This window comes from Photorhabdus sp. RM96S (genome assembly GCF_042879335.1).
Lineage (GTDB): Bacteria > Pseudomonadota > Gammaproteobacteria > Enterobacterales > Enterobacteriaceae > Photorhabdus > Photorhabdus kayaii.
The window spans coordinates 1-232 of sequence record NZ_JBHFKT010000277.1; the positions used below are offsets into that span (position 1 = coordinate 1).

Below are 232 nucleotides of genomic sequence, written 5' to 3' on the forward strand. Positions count from 1 at the left end.
CAGGTGTTTTCCGAGCAGCGCGTCGCTGCCCCGGCCGCCCACCTCGCCATAATCGATCCCCAGATACAGCGACTGCCCTTTCAGCGGGGTTTGCCAGTCCAGTTCGTTGCGGCTGTACCAGCCCCGATCAGCGGATAAGGTCAGCTCGCCATCAAAGCCGCGTACCGTCCAGCGACCGCCAATCGAGAAGCGATCCTGGGGCGTCAATGGGCTGGCGCTTATCTGACGCAAA

The 232-nt window shown here is 62.5% G+C and carries 1 protein-coding gene; it reads right to left on the reverse strand.

The features are described 5' to 3' along the window. On the reverse strand, positions 1–232 hold a 232-nt coding region (locus ACGF49_RS25340), incomplete at both ends, for a ShlB/FhaC/HecB family hemolysin secretion/activation protein (protein ID WP_387493585.1).